This window comes from Pseudomonas frederiksbergensis, from assembly GCF_000802155.2.
Taxonomy (GTDB): Bacteria; Pseudomonadota; Gammaproteobacteria; order Pseudomonadales; family Pseudomonadaceae; genus Aquipseudomonas; species Aquipseudomonas frederiksbergensis_A.
On record NZ_JQGJ02000018.1, the window covers coordinates 33,196 to 50,516 of the forward strand.

The 17,321-nt window shown below is 61.8% G+C and carries 15 protein-coding genes; 11 read left to right on the plus strand and 4 right to left on the minus strand.

The genetic code is table 11. The features are described from left to right. Positions 1-11: 11 nt before the first annotated feature. From JZ00_RS24035 to gap, 3 genes are all read right to left on the minus strand, one after another. On the minus strand, positions 12-974 hold the full coding sequence (locus tag JZ00_RS24035) for a FecR family protein (RefSeq protein ID WP_039593772.1): 963 nt from the start codon (positions 972-974) through the stop codon (positions 12-14). Positions 975-1,059: 85 nt separating this feature from the next. After that, positions 1,060-1,572 (minus strand): RNA polymerase sigma factor, encoded by a 513-nt coding sequence (locus JZ00_RS24040; protein ID WP_039593773.1) that lies wholly within the window; start codon positions 1,570-1,572, stop codon positions 1,060-1,062. A gap of 199 nt (positions 1,573-1,771) precedes the next feature. Continuing rightward, positions 1,772-2,773: a type I glyceraldehyde-3-phosphate dehydrogenase gene (gene gap / locus JZ00_RS24045; RefSeq protein ID WP_039593774.1), complete on the minus strand. Its 1,002-nt coding sequence runs from the start codon at positions 2,771-2,773 to the stop codon at positions 1,772-1,774. A gap of 230 nt (positions 2,774-3,003) precedes the next feature. On the opposite strand from gap, the gene edd reads away from it, so the two are divergent. The 11 genes from edd to JZ00_RS24100 all read left to right on the plus strand — a co-directional run bounded on the left by edd (position 3,004) and on the right by JZ00_RS24100 (position 16,397). Next, a complete protein-coding gene (edd, locus tag JZ00_RS24050; protein WP_039593775.1) occupies positions 3,004-4,830 on the plus strand; it encodes a phosphogluconate dehydratase in 1,827 nt (608 codons plus the stop codon). Beyond that, entirely contained in the window at positions 4,827-5,786 is a 960-nt protein-coding gene (locus tag JZ00_RS24055; RefSeq protein WP_039593776.1) for a glucokinase, read from the plus strand. The genes edd and JZ00_RS24055 overlap by 4 nt, the downstream gene beginning before the upstream one ends. A gap of 122 nt (positions 5,787-5,908) precedes the next feature. Further along, positions 5,909-6,640 carry a response regulator gene (locus JZ00_RS24060; RefSeq protein ID WP_039593777.1) on the plus strand — a complete coding sequence of 244 codons (732 nt, stop codon included), beginning with the start codon at positions 5,909-5,911 and terminating at the stop codon, positions 6,638-6,640. Then, the gene (locus JZ00_RS24065) at positions 6,630-8,099 is read left to right on the plus strand and encodes an ATP-binding protein (RefSeq protein WP_039593778.1); all 1,470 of its coding nucleotides are present in this window, start codon (positions 6,630-6,632) and stop codon (positions 8,097-8,099) included. The genes JZ00_RS24060 and JZ00_RS24065 overlap by 11 nt, the downstream gene beginning before the upstream one ends. A 150-nt stretch (positions 8,100-8,249) precedes the next feature. Beyond that, the gene (locus JZ00_RS24070) at positions 8,250-9,509 is read left to right on the plus strand and encodes a D-mannose isomerase (protein WP_039593779.1); all 1,260 of its coding nucleotides are present in this window, start codon (positions 8,250-8,252) and stop codon (positions 9,507-9,509) included. A gap of 116 nt (positions 9,510-9,625) precedes the next feature. Next, positions 9,626-10,927, plus strand: a complete 1,302-nt coding sequence (locus tag JZ00_RS24075; protein ID WP_039593780.1) for an ABC transporter substrate-binding protein — start codon at positions 9,626-9,628, stop codon at positions 10,925-10,927. A 117-nt stretch (positions 10,928-11,044) separates the two neighbouring features. Then, positions 11,045-11,953, plus strand: coding sequence for a carbohydrate ABC transporter permease (locus tag JZ00_RS24080; RefSeq protein WP_030139360.1), 909 nt, complete (start codon positions 11,045-11,047; stop codon positions 11,951-11,953). Continuing rightward, positions 11,946-12,791, plus strand: a complete 846-nt coding sequence (locus tag JZ00_RS24085) for a carbohydrate ABC transporter permease (protein ID WP_039593781.1) — start codon at positions 11,946-11,948, stop codon at positions 12,789-12,791. Before JZ00_RS24080 ends, JZ00_RS24085 begins: the two co-directional genes overlap by 8 nt. 2 nt (positions 12,792-12,793) lie before the next feature. After that, positions 12,794-13,954: an ABC transporter ATP-binding protein gene (locus JZ00_RS24090; RefSeq protein WP_039593782.1), complete on the plus strand. Its 1,161-nt coding sequence runs from the start codon at positions 12,794-12,796 to the stop codon at positions 13,952-13,954. Between the two features lie 129 nt (positions 13,955-14,083). Further along, on the plus strand, positions 14,084-15,430 hold the full coding sequence (locus JZ00_RS24095) for a carbohydrate porin (protein ID WP_039593783.1): 1,347 nt from the start codon (positions 14,084-14,086) through the stop codon (positions 15,428-15,430). A gap of 112 nt (positions 15,431-15,542) precedes the next feature. Continuing rightward, on the plus strand, positions 15,543-16,397 hold the full coding sequence (locus JZ00_RS24100) for a D-hexose-6-phosphate mutarotase (RefSeq protein ID WP_039593784.1): 855 nt from the start codon (positions 15,543-15,545) through the stop codon (positions 16,395-16,397). Between the two features lie 48 nt (positions 16,398-16,445). Here the strand turns inward: JZ00_RS24100 and JZ00_RS24105 are convergent, their stop codons facing one another. Next, positions 16,446-17,306, minus strand: a complete 861-nt coding sequence (locus JZ00_RS24105) for a MurR/RpiR family transcriptional regulator (protein WP_181289374.1) — start codon at positions 17,304-17,306, stop codon at positions 16,446-16,448. Positions 17,307-17,321: the final 15 nt, after the last annotated feature.

Below are 17,321 nucleotides of genomic sequence, written 5' to 3' on the forward strand. Positions count from 1 at the left end.
ATAATTCTCATTTAGTTCAAAATCACCAACGCCGGGAATTCCTGCAGCCGCGCGGAGGTGATGTGGGCCAGGGAACGGACCACATCCAGCGGCTGGTCGAGGCGGTAGTTGCCCGTCACCGCGACGTTGGCCAGCCGTTCGTTGGTGTTGATGATCCAGCCTGGGTAGTAGCGTCGCAACTCTGCCAGGACCTGGCTCAGCGGCCGGTTTTCGAACACCAGCCGACCTTGGACCCAAGCCAGTTCCGTTCCGGCATCGAGCCGCGCCGGCCGGTCGAAGCCGTTGGGGCCGATGCGGATGCTTTCTCCCGCCGACAGCCGTACGTGGGTGTCATACCGGGTGGCCCGCAGGTCGATGTCGCCGCGCTGCACCTGGACCTGCGCGACGCCGTCCACGTAGCGCACGGCAAATGAGGTGTCACTGACGCTGGCGGTGACCGGACCGGCGTCCAGCTCCAGCGGCAGGTGACGGTTGGCCGGCACCTCGAAGAATGCTTCGCCCTTGTAGAGTCGGGCCACTTGCCGATGTTCGTCGAACGAACTGGAGAAAGCCGAATCGGTGTTGAGCAGGACCTTGGAGCCGTCTTCCAATTGCAGTCGCTGGCGCTCACCGACCACGGTCAGGTGGTCGGCCTGGAAACGCAGCGGCAAGTCGCTGAAATTGAACAGGCCCAGCACCAGCACGGCAGCGGTGGCCAGGGGTTTCCAATGGGCGCGCAGGCGCGACAGCGCGGTGACGTTTGGCCGATCCCGCAGTTGCCGGGCGCTTTCGATAATCTGCGGGCCATTCCAGATCGCCTGCGCCCTGGCGAACGCTTCGCCATGGCGTGGATCGGCCGCCAGCCAGGCCTGGAAGTGTCGGCGTTGCTCCTCGCTGGGGCTTTCGAGCAGGATCAACCAGTCCAGCGCCTGGTCCATGGCGTGGGCGGTGTCCTGTGCCCCGGCGGCTTCAGGTGGGCGATGATTGTCCGTCACGGTGGATTCTCATTATTGGCGGCAGGCACACGCTACAAGCCGCAAGCGGTAACTGGCAAGCCTGCATCCGGCATTCGGCTTGTCGTCATGGGTTGCGTTCGGCCACGGCCACGCAAATGGCCATGATCAGTTTCAGTTCTTTTTGCACGGTGCTCAGGGACACGTCCAATCGTTGCGCGATGTCTTGGTAACTGTGGCCATGCAGTCGACTGAGAATGAAGACCTGCCGTTGGCGCGGGCTGAGGGATTGCAGGCTGACATTGAGGCGTTCGAGCATTCGTTCGGCATGGGCGGCGTCTTCGGCGCTGCTCTGGGGAGCGATCACGTTGTTCACGACGTCCTGCGGCACGTCGTCGACCAGGGTTCGCGACTGGATTCGCCGCGCGCGCAAATGGTCCAGCGCCAGGTTGCGGGCGGTCTGGAAGACAAAGGGTTCGAGATGATCGACAGTGCGCTCGCTCAGGGCGCGGGTGACGCGCAGGTAGGTTTCCTGCAGCAGGTCCTCGGCGGTGCTCGGGTTGTTGACCATCCGTTCGAGGGTGCGCAGCAGCGGGGTACGCTGGGCGAGAAAGACGTGGTGAAAACGCGATTGACTCACGATAGGGCCCGATCCGGTTCGAGCAGATGATAATGCTTATCATCTGCGTGACGGGTCAAGCCTTCATTTCGTACCGCAGAACCACTGTTGGAGCGAGCCTGTTCGCGAAAGCGTCAGTTCAGTCAGCAGAGAGTCGACCGGGATACCGCCTTCGCAAGCAGGCACGCTTCCACAGGGAAAGCCATTACTGCCGTATCGGTTACTCCGCGTTACACAACGCCAGGCAGTTATCCAGCATGCGGTTGGAGAAGCCCCATTCGTTGTCGTACCAGGCCAGTACCTTGAGCAGCTTGCCACTGGCCTTGGTGTGGTTGGCGTCGAAGATCGACGACAGCGGGTTGTGGTTGAAATCGCTGGAGACCAACGGCAGGGTGTTGTAGCCGAGGATCTTGGAGTGCTGGCTGGCCTGCTTGAGCAGCGCGTTGACTTCATCGGCCGACGCTTCGCGCTTGAGCTGCACGGTCAGGTCCACCAGGGACACATTGATCACCGGGACGCGCACGGCCATGCCGGTCAGCTTGCCCGCCAGTTCCGGCAGCACCAGGCCCACGGCTTCGGCGGCGCCGGTCTTGCTCGGGATCATGTTCTGGGTGGCCGAGCGGGCACGGTACGGGTCGCTGTGGTAGACGTCCGTCAGGTTCTGGTCGTTGGTGTAGGCATGGATGGTGGTCATCAGGCCGCTTTCGATGCCCAGCTCGCGGTGCAGCACCTGGGCCACCGGGGCCAGGCAGTTGGTGGTGCACGACGCATTGGAGATGATCTGGTGGGACTGGCGCAGGATGTCATGGTTGACGCCATACACGACGGTGGCGTCGGCGCCCTTGGCCGGGGCCGAGATGATCACCTTGCGGGCGCCTGCGCTGATATGCGCGGCAGCCTTGGCACGGTCGGTGAACAGGCCGGTGCATTCGAACACTACGTCGATCTTCTCGGCGGCCCAAGGCAGTTCGGCCGGGTTGCGGATGGCGCTGACCGAGATGCGGTCGCCGTTGACCGTCAGGCTTTCGTGATCGTGCTGGACGTCGGCATCGAAAGTGCCATGCACGGTGTCGAACTTGAGCAGATGGGCATTGATCGCACTGTCGCCCAGGTCGTTGATGGCGACGATCTGCAAGTCGCGACGATAGCCTTGGGTATACAGTGCACGAAGGACGTTGCGGCCGATGCGGCCAAAACCATTGATTGCGATTCGAAGAGTCATTAACTGCGCCGCCGTCGATTTGTTGTTGGAATTACAAGATTATTCGCATAAAAATAGAAAACAAGCCTTTTTAGTGGCAATATTTTGTTTTATCTACAACGAGTGACCTGTATCAACTGGTCCGATTGGTCAAAAACCGTTTGTCGCCTCGCCTTGGGCACAGCATGCAGCGGGCTTTTGATCAGCATAGACAATCAGGTCGCCACACCCGTTAGCCTGGAGTTCTACACATGCATCCCCGCGTACTTGAGGTCACCGAACGGCTTATCGCCCGCAGTCGCGCTACACGCGAGGCTTACCTTGCACTGATCCGCGGTGCAGCCAGCGACGGCCCGATGCGTGGCAAGCTGCAGTGCGCCAACTTCGCCCATGGCGTGGCCGGTTGCGGCACCGAAGACAAGCACCACCTGCGGATGATGAACGCCGCCAACATCGCCATCGTGTCGTCCTATAACGACATGCTCTCGGCCCACCAGCCGTACGAAACCTTCCCCGAACAAATCAAGAAAGCCCTGCGCGAGATCGGCTCGGTCGGCCAGTTCGCCGGTGGCACGCCAGCGATGTGCGACGGGGTGACCCAGGGCGAGGCGGGAATGGAATTGAGTCTGCCGAGCCGTGAAGTGATCGCACTGTCCACGGCGGTGGCGTTGTCCCACAACATGTTCGACGGCGCACTGATGCTCGGCATCTGCGACAAGATCGTCCCGGGCCTGATGATGGGCGCGCTGCGCTTCGGTCATCTGCCGACGATCTTCGTGCCCGGCGGGCCGATGGTCTCGGGCATTTCCAACAAGGAAAAAGCCGATGTGCGCCAGCGCTACGCCGAAGGCAAGGCGACGCGCGAAGAGCTGCTGGAATCAGAGATGAAGTCCTACCACAGCCCCGGCACCTGCACCTTCTACGGCACCGCCAACACCAACCAGTTGCTGATGGAAGTGATGGGCCTGCACTTGCCGGGCGCCTCGTTCGTGAACCCGAACACGCCGCTGCGCGATGCCCTGACCCGTGAGGCAGCGTTCCAGGTCACGCGCCTGACCAAGCAGAGCGGCAACTTCATGCCCATCGGCGAAATCGTCGACGAGCGCTCGCTGGTCAACTCCATCGTCGCGCTGCACGCCACCGGCGGCTCCACCAACCACACCCTGCACATGCCGGCCATCGCCATGGCGGCGGGCATCCAGTTGACCTGGCAGGACATGGCCGACCTCTCCGAGGTGGTGCCGACCCTGAGCCACGTCTACCCGAACGGCAAGGCCGACATCAACCACTTCCAGGCGGCGGGTGGCATGTCGTTCCTGATCCGTGAGTTGCTGGAAGCCGGTTTGCTTCACGAAAACGTCAACACCGTGCTCGGTCACGGCCTGAGCCGCTACACCCAGGAGCCGTTCCTCGAGAATGGCGAGCTGGTGTGGCGCGACGGCCCGATCGAAAGCCTCGACGAAAACATCCTGCGCCCGGTGGCCCGCGCCTTCTCGCCAGAAGGCGGGTTGCGGGTGATGGAAGGCAACCTCGGCCGTGGTGTGATGAAGGTGTCGGCCGTGGCCTTGGAAAACCAGATCGTCGAAGCCCCGGCCATGGTGTTCCAGGATCAGCAGGACCTGGCGGATGCGTTCAAGGCCGGACTGCTGGAAAAAGACTTTGTCGCGGTGATGCGCTTCCAGGGCCCGCGTTCCAACGGCATGCCCGAGCTGCACAAGATGACACCGTTCCTCGGTGTGCTGCAGGATCGCGGCTTCAAAGTGGCGCTGGTGACCGACGGGCGCATGTCCGGTGCGTCGGGGAAAATCCCGGCGGCCATTCATGTCAGCCCCGAAGCTTATGTCGGCGGCGCGTTGGCTCGGGTGCAGGAGGGCGATATCATCCGCGTCGATGGCGTCAAAGGCACCTTGGAACTGAAGGTGGACGCCGAGGAATTCGCCGCGCGCGAACCGGCCAAGGGCCTGTTGGGCAACAACATCGGCACTGGTCGCGAGCTGTTCGGTTTCATGCGCATGGCCTTCAGCTCGGCGGAGCAGGGCGCCAGCGCCTTCACTTCTGCCCTGGAGACGCTTAATTGAAACTGGCTTTGGTCGGTGACATCGGTGGGACCAATGCGCGTTTCGCCCTGTGGAAAAACCACAACCTGGAAAATATCCAAGTGCTGGCGACGGCGGATTACGCCTGCCCGGAAGATGCCATCAAGGTTTACCTGAGCGGCATGGGCATGGCGCCGGGGGCGATTGGCTCGGTGTGCCTGTCGGTGGCCGGCCCCGTGAGCGGTGATGAGTTTCGCTTCACCAACAACCACTGGCGACTGAGCAACCTGGCGTTCTGCAAGACCTTGGAGGTGGAGAAGCTGTTGCTGGTCAACGACTTCTCGGCCATGGCCCTGGGCATGACCTGCTTGCGTCCTGGTGAATACCGGGTCGTTTGCCAGGGCACTCCGGAGCCCATGCGTCCGGCGGTGGTGATCGGCCCGGGCACCGGGCTGGGTGTCGGGACGCTCCTGGACCTGGGCGAAGGCCGCTTCGCAGCACTGCCGGGCGAGGGTGGTCACGTCGACCTGCCGATGAGCAGTCCGCGCGAGACCCAGCTCTGGCAACACATCTACAACGAGATCGGTCACGTCAGCGCCGAAACCGCCTTGAGCGGCAGCGGCCTGCCCCGTGTCTACCGGGCAATCTGTGCGGTGGATGGCCATGAGCCGGTGCTCGATACCCCGGAATCCATTACCGCCGCCGGCCTGGCCGGGGACCCTGTTGCGCTGGAAGTCCTTGAGCAGTTCTGCCGGTGGCTGGGGCGCGTGGCGGGCAACAACGTACTCACGGTGGGCGGGCGCGGCGGTGTCTACATCGTTGGCGGCGTCGTCCCGCGGTTTGCCGATTTCTTCCTTGAGAGTGGCTTTGCCAAATCCTTCGCCGACAAGGGTTGCATGAGCGATTATTTCAAAGGCATTCCGGTCTGGTTGGTGACGGCGCCGTACTCCGGCCTGATGGGCGCGGGCGTGGCGTTGGAGCAGTCGACCGCAGTTTGAAATATGAAATATCCCCCCTTGTGGGAGCGAGCAGGCTCGCTTCCACAAGGGGCTCTGTGTGTTTGTAGAACCCGTCCATCAGGCATAATCGCCCCCAATCCAAACAACAAGGACGAGGCCCCGTGAGTTCAGTGAACAAATCGATTTTGTTGGTCGACGACGACCAGGAGATTCGCGAACTGCTGGACACTTACCTCAGCCGTGCGGGTTTCCAGGTGCGCACCACGCCTGATGGCGCCGGGTTTCGCCAGGCCTTGAACGAGGCGCCTAGCGACCTGGTGATCCTTGATGTGATGTTGCCCGACGAGGACGGCTTCAGCCTTTGCCGCTGGGTTCGCGAGCACCCGCGCCAGGCCCATGTGCCGATCATCATGCTCACCGCCAGTTCCGACGAGGCCGACCGGGTCATCGGCCTGGAGCTGGGTGCCGATGATTACCTGGGCAAGCCGTTCAGCCCCCGTGAATTGCAGGCGCGGATCAAGGCGCTGCTGCGTCGGGCGCAGTTCGGCCAAGAGCGGCCGGGCGGCGACGTACTGGCCTTCGATGAGTGGCGGCTGGACATGGTCAGCCATCGGTTGTTTCATGCCGACGGGGAGGAGGTGATTCTCTCCGGCGCCGATTTTGCCCTGCTCAAGCTCTTCCTCGACCACCCTCAGGAAATCCTCGACCGCGACACCATCGGCAACGCCACCCGTGGGCGCGAGCTGATGCCCCTGGACCGGATCGTCGACATGGCGGTCAGTCGCCTGCGCCAACGCCTGCGTGACACGGACAAACCGCCGCGGTTGATTCGTACGGTGCGCGGCAGCGGTTATCAGTTGGCGGCCAGTGTGGTTGCCAGCAATGGTCACTGAAACGATCAGGAAGATTGTCAGGCGGGTGCCGGTGCCGCGCTCGTTGCTGGGGCGGATGCTGTTGCTGACCCTGCTGGTCGTGCTGTTCGCCCAGACATTGTCCAGCCTGATCTGGGTCTCGCAATTGCGCGCCACCCAGCTTGAAGGACTGGTCACCAGCGCCCGCAGCCTTGCCCATTCGATGACCGCCACCGTCAGCTATCTGCGCTCGCTGCCCGTGGCTTATCGGCCCTTGGTACTCGACCAGTTGCGCAGCATGGGCGGCACACGGTTCGTCGTCACGCTCAATGACAAGCCGCTGGGCATGGACGTGCTGCCCGTGACACCGCGCAAACTGGCGGTGCTCCAGGCCGTGGACGACGTGCTGCGGCGCTCCCTGGGTAGCAACACCGACATCTCCGTCAAGTTCGTCAGCCCCGAAGACCTGCGGATCTTCAACGGCGGGCTCAAGCTCGACGAGCTGCCGCGCTCATGGGCCCATTACGCGTTGACGCTCGAGCCGGTGAACCCGCCGGTGCTGGTCACGCAAATCCAGATGGCGCCGGGTGAATGGCTGTACATCGCCTCGCTGCTGCCCGAACCCTATACCAGCCTCGAAGAACAGGACCTGCCCAAGCAGCAGGTGGGCTTCATCGTGCTCACCAGCAGCTTGTTGCTGTTGTTCATCGGCTTGCTGGTGCACTGGCAGAGCCGGCCACTCAAGCGCCTGGCCCGGGCGGCGCGGGACATGTCCCTCGGCGCTGAAGTGCAGCCGGTGGCCGAGGGCGGCGGCAGCGAAGTGGTGGAAGTGGGCCGGGCGTTCAACGCGATGCGCGAGCGCATCAGCCGCTACCTGACCGAGCGCAGCCAGTTGTTCAGCGCGATTTCCCATGACTTGCGCACGCCCATCACTCGGCTGCGGTTGCGGGTCGAGCTGCTGGAAGATGAAAACCTTCAGGCCAAGTTCGGCCGAGACCTCGACGAACTGGAGCTGCTGGTCAAGGGCGCGCTGCAATGCGTCAAGGACACCGATATCCATGAAAACATCGAGCCGGTGGACCTCAACCATGTACTGGACTGCCTGGTGGAACCTTACCTCGCGCCCAACGGCAACGGCCGGGTCACCCAGGATGGCCGGGCGCTGGCGCCGTATCCCGGCAAGCCGTTGGCCCTCAAGCGCTGCATCGGTAACCTGATCGACAACGCTTTGAAATACGGACAAAGGGCGCATCTGCACATCGATGACGATGAAGCGGCGTTCATCCTGCACGTCGACGATGAAGGGCCGGGTGTGCCGGAACAGCGCCTGGAGCAGGTCTTCGAGCCGCACTTCCGGCTCGCCGGGCAACAACAAGGCTACGGCTTGGGGTTGGGCATCGCCCGCAACATCGCCCACAGCCATGGTGGCGAAGTCAGCCTGCAGAATCTGCGCGAGGGCGGGTTGCGGGTGACGTTGCAGTTGCCTCGGAGTGTGGATTAGTCGGACCGAGTCATCGTTCTTCGCGAGCAGGTCCAACACACTCCCGTCCCAATGTCACAAGTCGGTGACATAACTCGTCCCTTTCGTTACCTGCCGCGCATCTCCCGTTGTTTAGACTCCCCGGGTCAAAACAACAAAAAAGGTATCTCGATGGACACCTTCCAACCGGCCTTCAGCAGTTGGCTGAACGCTCCTGCCCACCAGCAATGGCTCGCTGCCGAAGGCTTGCGGCTGTTGGCGTTCGCCAAGGCCTCGAAGCTGCCGGACGGTTTCGGCAACCTGGACGAGCTGGGGCGCCTGCCGGCCAATGCCCGGGCCGAAACCATGAACACCGCGCGCATGACCCACAGCTTCGCCATGGCCCACATCCAGGGCCTGCCTGGGTTTGCCGAACTGGTAGATCATGGCGTGCAAGCCCTCATGGGGCCGCTGCGCGACGCCGAGCATGGCGGTTGGTTCGCCACGGCCAATCCGGCTGAAAACGAGACCGGCAAAGCCGCCTACCTGCATGCTTTCGTTGCCCTGGCCGCCAGCTCCGCGGTCGTGGCCCAGCGCCCTGGCGCCGAGGCCTTGCTCAACGAAGCGGTGCGGGTCATCGACGAACGTTTCTGGTGCGAGGAGGAGGGCGCCATGCGCGAATCCTTCAACCGCGACTGGCGCGAAGAAGAGGCCTATCGCGGCGCCAACAGCAACATGCACGCCACCGAAGCCTTCCTTGCCCTGGCCGATGCCACCGACGACCCGCGCTGGCTGGTTCGTGCGCTGCGGATCGTCGAGCGGGTGATCCACGGCCATGCAGCCGCCAATGATTACATGGTCGTGGAGCATTTCGACCGCGACTGGCAGCCGCTGCGCGAATACAACCACGACAACCCGGCCGATGGGTTTCGTCCCTACGGCACCACCCCAGGCCATGGCTTCGAATGGGCGCGGCTGCTGCTGCACCTCGAAGCCGCGCGCGTGCAGATCGGCATGCTGACGCCGGGCTGGCTGGCCCAGGACGCGCAAAAACTCTTCGACCAGAACTGTCGCCATGGCTGGGACGTCGATGGTGCGCCAGGCATTGTCTACACGTTGGACTGGGACAACCGCGCCGTGGTCCGCCATCGTCTGCATTGGGTGCATGCCGAAGCGGCAGCCGCGGCCAGCGCCTTGCTCAAACGGACCGACGAGGCGCAATACGAAGCGTGGTACCGGCGTTTCTGGGAATTTTGTGACAAACATTTCATCGACCGCTGCAATGGCAGCTGGCATCACGAGCTTGATCCGCAGAACCGTCCCAGCGCCGACATCTGGCCGGGCAAGCCTGATCTTTATCACGCCTGGCAGGCGGTGCTGATTCCACGTCTGCCGTTGGCACCGAGCATGGCGTCAGCCTTGGCGCGGTTAGCCGATCCCGCACCTGTGTAACCATGTCGTGACATATCCGCGTCCCTTCGTTACCTGCGAAGGGATAACCCCTGATTAGAATCCATGCAGCGCAAGCACCAGACTTGCATGCATAACAACAAGAAAGGTACTTCTAGATGAATGCGATTTCTCGCCTCGCTACTGTCATTTCTCTTGCTTCCCTGCTTCCCGTCGCAGCATTCCCTGTCACTGCTCTTGCCGCCGAATCGAAAGGTTCCGTGGAAGTCGTCCACTGGTGGACGTCAGGTGGCGAAAAAGCCGCGGTCGATGTGCTCAAGGCCCAGGTAGAAAAAGACGGCTTTACCTGGAAGGACGGCGCTGTCGCCGGCGGTGGCGGCTCCACCGCCATGACCGTACTCAAGAGCCGTGCGGTGGCAGGTAATCCACCGGGCGTCGCCCAGATCAAGGGGCCGGACATCCAGGAATGGGCGACCACGGGCCTGCTCGACACCGACGTCCTGAAAGACGTTTCCAAGGCGGAAAAATGGGACAGCCTGCTCGACAAGAAAGTCTCCGACACCGTGAAGTACGAAGGCGACTACGTCGCCGTGCCGGTGAACATCCACCGCGTCAACTGGCTGTGGATCAACCCGGAAGTCTTCAAGAAAGCCGGTATCACCAAGAACCCGACCACCCTCGAAGAATTCTATGCCGCCGGTGACAAGCTCAAGGCCGCGGGCTTCATCCCGCTGGCCCACGGTGGCCAGCCATGGCAGGACAGCACCGTGTTCGAAGCGGTGGTGCTCTCGGTCATGGGCGCCGAAGGCTACAAGAAAGCCCTGGTCGACCTGGACAACAAGGCGCTGACCGGTCCGGAAATGGTCAAGGCACTGACCGAGCTGAAGAAAGTCGCGACCTACATGGACGCCGACGGCAAGGGCCAGGACTGGAACCTGGAAGCAGCCAAGGTCATCAACGGCAAGGCCGGCATGCAGATCATGGGTGACTGGGCCAAGAGCGAATGGACCGCCGCGAAGAAAGTCGCCGGCAAGGACTATGAGTGCGTAGCGTTCCCGGGTACCGAGAAGGCCTTCACCTACAACATCGATTCCCTGGCGGTGTTCAAGCAGAAAGACGAAGGCACTGCGGCGGGCCAGCAGGATATCGCCAAGGTCGTGCTGGGCGAGAACTTCCAGAAGGTCTTCAGCATCAACAAAGGCTCGATCCCGGTGCGCAACGACATGCTGGCCGACATGGGCAAGTACGGTTTCGATTCCTGCGCCCAGACCGCCGCCAAGGACTTCCTGGCAGACGCCAAGAACGGCGGCCTGCAACCGAGCATGGCGCACAACATGGCAACCACGCTGGCGGTACAAGGCGCGTTCTTTGACGTGGTGACCAACTACATCAACGACCCGAAAGCCGACCCAGCAGACGCGGCCAAGAAGCTTGGCGCAGCGGTTCAGTCTGCGAAGTAATCAGCGCCGCGATCCCTTGGGGGAGCGAGCGTTTGTGGTGAAGGGATAAATCTCCTCGCCACAAAAGCTCGCTCCCACATGGGATCGCCCTTGTAACCCTGTTTTTTGGATTTCCCCATGAGTTCTGTTGCTGTGTTCAGCAAGGCCTCGCCGTTCGATGCATTGCAGCGCTGGCTACCAAAACTGGTGCTGGCGCCGAGCATGTTCATCGTCCTGGTGGGCTTCTATGGCTACATCCTGTGGACGTTCGTCCTGTCGTTCACGACTTCGACTTTCCTGCCTACCTACAAATGGGCGGGCCTGGCGCAATACGCACGGCTGTGGGACAACGATCGTTGGTGGGTGGCCAGCAAGAACCTCGCGGTTTTCGGCGGGATGTTCATTGGCATCACCCTGGTGATCGGCGTGCTGCTGGCGGTATTTCTCGACCAGCGTATTCGCCGCGAAGGTTTCATCCGCACCATTTACCTGTACCCGATGGCGCTCTCGATGATCGTCACCGGTACCGCCTGGAAATGGCTGCTCAACCCGGGCATGGGCCTGGACAAACTGTTGCGTGACTGGGGTTGGGAAGGCTTCCGCCTGGACTGGCTGATCGACCCCGATCGCGTGGTGTATTGCCTGGTGATCGCTGCCGTATGGCAGGCCTCGGGTTTCATCATGGCGATGTTCCTGGCCGGCCTGCGTGGGGTGGACCAGTCGATCATCCGCGCCGCGCAGATCGATGGCGCGAGCATGCCGCGCATCTACTGGAAAGTGGTGCTGCCGAGCCTGCGCCCGGTGTTCTTCAGTGCCGTGATGATCCTTGCGCACATCGCGATCAAGAGCTTCGACCTGGTGGCGGCCATGACGGCCGGTGGCCCGGGTTACTCCTCCGACCTGCCTGCCATGTTCATGTATTCGTTCACCTTCAGTCGCGGCCAGATGGGCATGGGCTCGGCCAGTGCAATCCTGATGCTCGGTGCGATCCTCGCGATCATCGTGCCTTACCTGTATTCCGAGCTGAGGGCCAAGCGTCATGACTAGTCTCGCTGCGAAACCTTCCATCAGCCTGAGCCGCATCGCCATCTACGCGGTGCTGATCCTCGCGGTACTGCTTTACCTGGTGCCGTTGGTGGTCATGCTGTTGACCAGCTTCAAGACGCCGGAAGACATCAGCACCGGCAACCTGTTGAGCTGGCCGACCGTGGTCAGTGGCATCGGCTGGGTCAAGGCCTGGGGGACCGTCAATGGTTACTTCTGGAACTCGATCAAGATCACCGTGCCAGCCGTGCTGATTTCCACCGCCATCGGCGCGTTGAACGGTTATGTGCTGTCGATGTGGCGCTTCCGTGGGTCGCAGTTGTTCTTCGGCCTGTTGCTGTTCGGTTGCTTCCTGCCGTTCCAGACCGTGCTGCTGCCAGCCTCGTTCACCCTCGGCAAGATGGGCCTGGCCAGCACCACCACGGGCCTGGTGTTCGTCCACGTCGTCTACGGCCTGGCATTCACCACGCTGTTCTTCCGTAACTACTACGTGAGCATTCCCGACGCGTTGGTGAAGGCTGCGCGCCTGGATGGTGCCGGATTCTTCACGATCTTCCGGCGGATCATCCTGCCGATGTCGACGCCGATCATCATGGTCTGCCTGATCTGGCAGTTCACCCAGATATGGAACGACTTCCTGTTCGGCGTGGTGTTCTCCAGCGGCGACTCCCAGCCCATCACGGTGGCGCTGAACAACCTGGTCAACACCAGCACCGGGGCCAAGGAATATAACGTGGATATGGCGGCGGCGATGATCGCCGGGCTGCCGACCCTGCTGGTCTATGTGATCGCAGGCAAGTATTTCGTGCGCGGCCTCACGGCTGGCGCGGTCAAGGGGTAATCATGGCTACGCTTGAACTACGCAATGTAAACAAGACCTACGGCGCGGGCCTGCCCGACACCTTGAAAGACATCCAATTGTCGATCAAGGAAGGCGAATTCCTGATCCTGGTCGGTCCTTCGGGCTGCGGCAAGTCGACCCTGATGAATTGCATCGCCGGCCTCGAGACCATCACCGGCGGCGCGATCATGATCGGCGACCAGGACGTCAGCGGCATGAGCCCGAAGGATCGCGACATCGCCATGGTGTTCCAGTCCTACGCGCTGTACCCGACCATGAGCGTGCGCGAGAACATCGAGTTCGGCCTGAAGATTCGCAAGATGAAACAAGCCGACATCAACGAGGAAGTGGCGCGGGTCGCCAAGCTGTTGCAGATCGAACACCTGCTCAACCGCAAGCCAGGCCAGCTCTCCGGCGGCCAGCAACAGCGCGTTGCGATGGGACGTGCCCTGGCGCGGCGGCCGAAGATCTACCTGTTCGACGAACCGCTGTCCAACCTCGACGCCAAGCTGCGGGTCGAGATGCGCACCGAAATGAAACTGATGCACCAGCGCCTGAAGACCACCACGGTCTACGTCACCCACGACCAGATCGAAGCCATGACCCTGGGCGACAAAGTGGCGGTGATGAAGGACGGGATAATCCAGCAGTTCGGCACGCCGAAGGACATCTACAACAACCCGGCCAACCTGTTCGTGGCGAGCTTCATCGGTTCGCCGCCGATGAACTTCATCCCGTTGCGCCTGCAACGCAAGGACGGCCGCCTGCTGGCCTTGCTCGACAGCGGCCAGGCCCGTTGCGAGTTGCCGTTGGGCATGCAGGACGCGGGTCTCGAGGACCGCGAAGTGATCCTTGGCTTGCGCCCGGAGCAGATCGTGCTGGCCGGCAATGAGCCGAACGGCTTGCCGACCATTCGCGCCGAAGTCCAGGTCACCGAACCCACCGGTCCGGACACCCTGGTGTTCGTCAACCTCAACGACACCAAGGTCTGCTGCCGCCTGGCGCCGGACGTGGCGCCGCAGCCGGGGGAAACCCTGACGTTGCAATTCGATCCCGCGAAAGTGCTGCTGTTCGATGCCAAGTCCGGCGAGCGCCTGGGCGTGGCTGCGCAGCCGCAGGCTGGAGACCGACCTGCCAATGTGGCGCAGTTCAAAGGCCGGTGAAGAACACATGGGGGATTGAGTTTGTTCCCACCAAAAGGGGTATGCGGCGAGTGGGGGACCACCCGTCGCAATCGTTGTAAACCGCGTTAGATAAAAACAGTTAATAACAATAAAGACGAGGATGTAGGGATGAAGAAGAACAACAATGCCCAGCTTATCTGCCAGTTGTCAGCCGTTGCGGCGATGATGCTGGCCGGTAGCGCACACGCTGCCGACGCGTTCAGCGCCGATTCGCAGTGGATGACGGGCGACTGGGGCGGTGAACGGACCAAGCTGATCGAGCAGGGTATCGACATCAAGGCTGATTTCGTCGGAGAGATGGGTGCCAATCTCGATGGCGGCTACAATGATGACAAGACCGCGCGCTGGTCCCAGCAGTTTGGCCTGGGTGTAGCGCTCGACCTGGAAAAACTGGCGGGCTGGAACGATACCGAAGCCAAGATCCAGTTCACTCGCCGCGATGGCCGCAACATTTCCAACGACCGTATCGGTGACCCGCGTGCCGGCACCCTCAGTTCGTCCCAGGAAGTCTGGGGTCGCGGCCAAACCACGCGCCTGACCCAGTTGTGGATCAAGCAGAAGTACTTCGACAGCAAGCTGGACGTGAAGGCCGGTTACTACGGCGTGGGCGAGGACTTCAACACCTTCCCTTGCGACTTCCAGAACCTGGCCTTCTGCGGTTCCCAAGCAGGTAACTGGGCCACCGGCATCTGGTACAACTGGCCAATCATGCAGGCGGCGATTCGGTTCAAGTACAACATCACCCCTGAGCTCTATGCACAGATCGGTGCGTACAACCAGAACCCTTCGCAGCTGGAAAACAACAACCGCTACAAGCTCAGCGGCAGCGGGACCGAGGGTACGCTGATTCCGGTCGAATTGGTCTGGTCGCCCAAGCTCAACAACCTGCCGGGCGAATACCGTGTCGGTTACTACAAGAGCACGGCCAAGGCGGACGACGTTCGTGAGGACGACAACGGCGGCGACGCAGCAATCACCCGTAACCCCTATCGCAGCCACAGCAGCAAGGACGGCTACTGGTTCGTCATGCAACAGCAGCTCACCACCCACAACGGTGACGCTTCGCGTGGCCTGAACATTGCCGCCAACGCCACCTTTCACGACAAGGAAACCAACATCGTCGACAACTACCAGTCGCTGATGTTCGTGTACAAGGGACCGTTCGATGCACGTCCAAAAGACGATGTCGGCATCGGCTTCTCGCGTATCCATGTCAACGAAGATGTGAAGAAAAACGCCGAGCTGACCAACGTTGCCAATGGCGTGACCGATTATGACGATCCGCTGTTCTCGCCACTGCGCAGCACCGAGTACAACTACGAAATCAACTACGGCTTCCATGTCACCAACTGGCTGACCGTGCGTCCGAACCTGCAATACGTCACCCACCCGGGTGGTGTTGATGAAGTGGATGACGCGCTGGTGGCCGGCCTGAAAATTCAGTCGGTGTTCTAACGCTGTTGCGATAAGCTCTCCTCTATGTGCGCATATTTGCGGATGGCCAAGGCTGTCCGCTTTTTTTTGTGGAGTGCGTCGTACCTCCTTGACCATCCCAGGACCGCGGCCCATGCATGAGCATCCGCTACAACGCTTTTTCAGATCCTTGCGCGAGCGTCCGGTGTTTGCGTGGGAGCGCTATCAGCAGCGTGACGTCTTGGTTATCGATCATCCGCTGTGCCAGGCGGTTTTCAGTCGCCAGGGTGCGCAATTGCTGCATTTCCAGCCGCGAGGCCAGAAACCCTGGTTGTGGTGTGCGGCCAAGTGGCCGCAGGTCGGCGCGATACGCGGCGGCGTGCCGGTGTGCTGGCCTTGGTATGGTCGCCATCCGAGCGAAAACGCCTGGCCGTCCCATGGCTGGGCGCGTCTGATCGATTGGAAATTGCTCGACAGCGCCAGCGATGACGATGGCGTACACCTGCATTGGCAATTGCAGTTGTGTGACTGGCAAGTGGACCTGTATGCCGACCTGGGCGAGCGCATGGAGTTGCGCTTGAGCACCGAGCATCAGGACAGCCTGCCTTGCCAGTTGAGCCAGGCCTTGCACGCGTATTGGCGTATTGGTGACGTTGGTGAGGTAGCGCTGTCTGGGCTCGAAGGCGCCCAGGGTTACGACCAGTTGAGCCGTGCCGCTTGCCAGCAGGAGGGCGAGTTGCGGGTCGAGGGCGGCTGTCAGAGGGTGTTCCAGCATGACGGCGAATTGCAGCTCAAGGATCACGCCTGGCAGCGCGAACTGCGCATCGACACCGGAGAAAGCGCCGACACGGTGGTTTGGCATCCCGGTGCGCGGCCCCTGTTGGGGGTAAGTTGGGATGAGGTCAGCGAGTTCGTTTGCGTCGAAGCGGCCAGTGGCGGTACAGCAAGCCTGTGCCTGGCGCCCGGGGAGCGAGCGCATTTGAGTTTGCAGGCGCGGGTGGAGGCTTAGCTCTGGATGATCGTTCCCGCACAGAGCGTGGGAACGATCGGGACGGGGTCAGTTGAATTCATCCCCAACCGGGTAGCGGCTGGCATTCAGGCTTTCCTTGATCTTGCGCAGATGCGGCTGGAAGTCCACGCCGCGGCGCAGGGTCATGCCGGTGGCGAGCACGTCCAGTACGGTGAGCTGGATGATCCGAGAAGTCATCGGCATGTAGATATCGGTATCTTCGGGCAATGGAATGTTCAGGCTCAAGGTGCTGGCCTTGGCCAATGGCGAACCTTCGGCGGTCAGGCCGAGTACCGATGCGCCGTTCTCCCGGGCGATGCGCGCAACCTCTACCAGTTCGCGGGTGCGCCCGGTGTAGGAAATGATCACGAACAATTCGCCGGTATGGGCCACCGAAGCGATCATGCGTTGCATCAGCACGTCGGCATGGGCGGTCACTGCCAGGTTGAAGCGGAAAAACTTGTGCTGGGCATCCAGCGCTACCGGCGCCGATGCGCCGAGGCCGAAGAAGTGGATCTGCCGCGCCTGGATCAGCAGATCCACCGCGCGGCTGATCAAATTTGGATCAAGGGCCTGGCAGGCACTGTCCAATGAGGCAATGGCGCTGCCAAAGATCTTCTGGGTATAGGCTTCGGGGTTGTCGTCGGCTTCCACGGCGCGGCTGACATAAGCCGCGCCGCTGGCCAGGCTTTGGGCCAATTGCAACTTGAGTTCCGGGTAACCGCTGACACCGAACGAGCGGCAAAAGCGATTGACGGTCGGTTCACTGACCGAGGCCGCCTGGGCGAGGGCGGCAATGCTGAAGCGGGTAGCCTGCTGTGGGTTGAGCAGGATCACCTCGGCCACCTTGCGTTCGGCCTTGTTCAGGTCTTCCAGGCGACTCTGGATCTGCTCCAGTAGATTTCGCACGCGGTCCATACAAGA